At 71.0% G+C, this 3,887-nt stretch carries 4 protein-coding genes; 2 read left to right on the top strand and 2 right to left on the bottom strand.

Annotated elements, in window-relative coordinates:
- Positions 1–511 (top strand): phosphoribosylaminoimidazolesuccinocarboxamide synthase (locus tag B9G38_RS15040; RefSeq protein WP_303646240.1); only part of this gene is annotated, 511 nt, incomplete at its 5' end.
- Between the two features lie 97 nt (positions 512–608).
- Entirely contained in the window at positions 609–1,313 is a 705-nt protein-coding gene (locus B9G38_RS15045) for a DUF47 domain-containing protein (RefSeq protein ID WP_086220913.1), read from the top strand.
- Between the two features lie 26 nt (positions 1,314–1,339).
- Here B9G38_RS15045 and B9G38_RS15050 read toward each other — a convergent pair whose 3' ends face one another.
- On the bottom strand, positions 1,340–1,897 hold the full coding sequence (locus tag B9G38_RS15050; RefSeq protein ID WP_086220914.1) for a diadenylate cyclase: 558 nt from the start codon (positions 1,895–1,897) through the stop codon (positions 1,340–1,342).
- 69 nt (positions 1,898–1,966) lie between these two features.
- The coding region (locus B9G38_RS15055) for an AAA domain-containing protein (protein WP_086220915.1) at positions 1,967–3,887 on the bottom strand (1,921 nt) is incomplete at its 5' end.

Here is a 3,887-nt window from a genome sequence, read left to right on the forward strand (position 1 = left end):
GAAGTACGAGGAGCAGGACCGCTACCTGACCCGCGCCGAGGCCGACGCGATCGCGGGCGCCGCCGACGTCGACGCCCTCGAATCGCTCGCGCTCGACGTGAACCGCGTCGTCACCGAGCGCGCCGAGGCCGCCGGCTTCGTCCACGAGGACGGGAAGATCGAGTGCCTCTACGCCGACGGCGAGCTGCGCGTCGCCGACGTGGTCGGCACCTTCGACGAGAACCGGTTCTCCTACGGCGGCCGGGGGGTCTCGAAGGAGGTCGTCCGCCAGTGGTACAAGGCGAACGACCCCGACTGGGTCGCGGCCGTGAAGGAGGCGAAGGAGTCGGTCGCGGGCCGCGACATCGACGACTGGCGCGAGCTCTGCGACGAGTCCCCCGACCCCCTTCCGCCCGCGGTCGTCGAGGCGGTCTCCGAGATGTACGCGGCGGGGACGAACGCCTACACCGGCCGCGAGTGGTTCGACGTTCCGGGGATCGAGGCGGCGCTCGACGCTGTCGACGCGCCGTAGGCCCGGACCGGCGAATCCGCGGCGAGCCGCCGTCAAACCCTCACGATCGACGAAACGCGAGGGAACCTCTTTACCGCCGACGCGCGTTGTTCCGCGCATGACCACCGACGCAGACTTCGGGGAACGGCTGGAGACCCGGACCGTCGCGTATCTCGACCGAATCGACGACTGCGTCGCGCTCCTCCCGCGAGCGCTCGATGCGTACGCGACCGACGGCGCGTTCGACGAGACGGCCGACGAGATCGCCGCGGTCGAAAGCGAGTGCGACGACCTCGTCCGCGGGCTCACGGCGCTCATCACCGAGGCCGGCCCGGACGACATCGGCCTGTTGAACACGCGGATCAACTTCAACGAGTCCGCGCTGCTCGACTTCTACAACGAGCTCGACGTGGTCGCGAACCACACCGAGCGGATCGTCCAGGAGGTGGCGATGATGCGCCCCGCGGCCGGCGTCGAGCCGTTCGACGACATGCGCGAGATGGCCGAGCGGATCGCCGAGATGACGGTCGTCCTCGCCGACGTCGTCGAGGGGTTCGTCAGGGGGCTCGCCCACGCCGACGCCACGGAGACGCTCGCCGAGGGGATCGAGGCGATCCGCGCGCTCGAAAGCGAGTGCGACGAGCTCCGCAACGACGCCATCGAGACGGCGTTCGCCGACGACGCGATCGACCAGCCGCTCGTCTACCGCGAGCTCGCGGTCCTGTCGGACGAGCTGGCGAACACGATCGAGGACCTCACCGACCGGATCGTCGTTATCGCGAGCAAGGAGCCGGGGATCGTCACGGACGCGGACGGCGAGTAGCGCGCGACGCGTCGGTCGCGGCGCCGCTACCCTCCGGGCCGCCACCGACCGCCGATCTCCTCGCGGGGGTAGTCCTGATACGTGCCGTCGAGGTACGTGGTGACGCGGCCGTCCTCCTCGCTGAGCGTGATCGCCCACAGGACGTTCTGCCGGAGCGACGTCTCCAGGGCGCTCATGTGTTTGGTCCCCATCCAGTCGGGGTACTCGAGCTCCGCGACTCCCGGCACCTCCGCGTGGTGAGGGCTTCGGACTCGGACCATCTGTTGCTGGATCGTCCCGTCGCCCGTCACGACGATCGCGCCGTCGCGGCTGAACCCGACGTCCTCGGCGACCCGCCGAAACGCCTCGGGCGAGTCGAGCACGATCTTACACCGGTCGGTCGGCCAGACGTTCTCTCCCAGCGGGTCGGTGTACGTCTCGAAGTCGGTCTCGGCGACGACGAGGAAGTACAGGCTCGGACCGCTCACGTACTGGTCGTCCCACTTGTCGAACTCCATGCTCAACGTCTCGGCCACGTATCGGATCCGGTCCATGAGATCCTGGCTGGTGGCGTACTTCTTCAACACCCGATCGAGTTCTTCCATTCGGCTCTACCGTCCGCAGGGGCGCTCGCGTGTTAAACGCTCGTCAGGCCGACTTCGCGGCGCGGCCGCCTACCGCCGCGCCCAGTCGAGCACCCGCTCGTAGAAGGGGTCGGAGGCGAGCGCGTCGGCGTCGCCGACGAGCGTCAGCTGCTTTTTCGCCCGGGTGAGCGCGACGTTTATCCGGCGGTGGTCCTCGAAGATGGGGCCGTCGAGGTCGCCGGTGGCGACGAACGAGACGAGGATGACCGCCTTCGAGGAGCCCTGGAAGCGGTCGACTGTGTCGACGGTCACCTCGGTCCGCCGGCCGATCTCCGCGACCTGCGCGCGGAACGGGGCGATGACGCCGATGTCGTCCGGGTCGACGCCGGCCGCGACGTAGGCGTCGACGACCGCCGCGACGCGCTCGGCCTCGCGGAGGTTCCGGTTGCCGTCGCGCTCCCCGTCGGGATCGACGAACCCCACGCCGCCCGTCAGCTCGGGCGCGGGCGCGTCGGGGGCGACGCCGAGGTCCGCGAGCGACTGCCCGGCCACCTCGGGCGTGGCGGGGCGGAGCGCGCCGTCGTAGAACTCCGCCGAGGCGAACGCCTGGATGCGCTGGCTCATCCGGTACTGGCGGTCGAGCATGACGCTCGCGTCCGGGTATCGCTCGATGAGCCGCTGGAACAGCGAGGTCTGAAGGTCGTTCTCCGCCCGGACGACGGGCGGGAGCTGCTCGTGGTCGCCGACGAGGACGAACCGGTCGGCGAGGTTGATCGCGGCGTGGGTCCCCGGCTCGGTGAGCTGGGAGGCCTCGTCGACGAGGGCCACGTCGAACTCGCACTCGCGCATGACCCGGGAGCCGCAGGTCGCGGTCGTGGCGGCGACGACGGGGGCGTCGCGCAGTTCCGCGGCCTTCGCGTTCGGCTCGCCGCGCCGGACGAGCCGCACGTCCCGCATGTCGTCGCGGACGCCGGTCTCCGTGCCCACCCTGAGCACGTCGTCGAACCCCTGGTCCCGGAGCGCCTCGAGGGCGTTGTCGACCGCGCGGTTCGTGAACGCCGACAGCAGCACCCGGTTCCCCTCCGCGACCAGCGCGCGGATCGCCCGGGCGATGGTGTACGTCTTCCCGGTGCCGGGCGGCCCGTGGATCAGCGCCAGGTCCTCGGCGTCGACCGCGAGCCCGACCGCCTCGTTCTGCGCCGCGTTGTTGTCGATGTACGCGTCGGGCGCGTCCGATTCGTCCGGGTCGCTCGGGCCGTCGGTCCCGGGGCTGCCGGACGGTCGGTCGCTCGGCGTCCGGAACGCCGGCTCCCGGCGGCCGAACAGCACGTCCTTGCGGTCGGGGTCGCCCTTCAGCACGGCGTCGTGGAGCGCCGTGAGCGAGCGGTCGACGGAGATCTCGGAGGGGTAGACGTCGAGGCGGCGCAGCTCGACCGGCTCGTCCGTCTCGACCACGACCTCGCCTTTCCCGAGTTCGGTGATCCGGCCGAGCTCCGCGTGGCCGGAGACCGGGTCGCCGTCGCTCGCGAGCGCCACGTCGCCCTCGCGCAGCTTCGAGACGGCGTCGCCGGGCTTCCGGGCCCGCAGCTCCCAGCGGGCGTCGTCGATCTCGGTCTGCGAGACGGGGTCGAGGTCGATCAGCGCGCGGTCGTCCGCGGCGCGCTCCTCCGGCGTCTGCTCCCACAGCTTCCGGTACTCGGCGTGGGTCTCGCGGCGCTCCTCCTCGAGGGCGGTATAAAAGCGGTCGAAGTAGTCGCGCTCCGCGTCGGGGATCGGCGTCCCGATCTGGCCCGCCTTCGACTCCTGGTCGAGCCGGCCCGAGACGACCATACAGGCGTCCTGCTCGAAGCAGTAGCTGCAGGTCGCGTCCGCCTCGTACCCCGTCGGCACCGTCGGGCGCTCGCCGGGGTCGTTGAGCGCGCGCCACTGCATCGGCGCGAGGGCGTTGCGCTCGCTCACGACGAACTCCAGGAAGCCGCGCCCGACCGTGAACTCCTTGGCGTGCGCCAGA

It is taken from the genome of Halorubrum sp. SD612, from assembly GCF_002135005.1.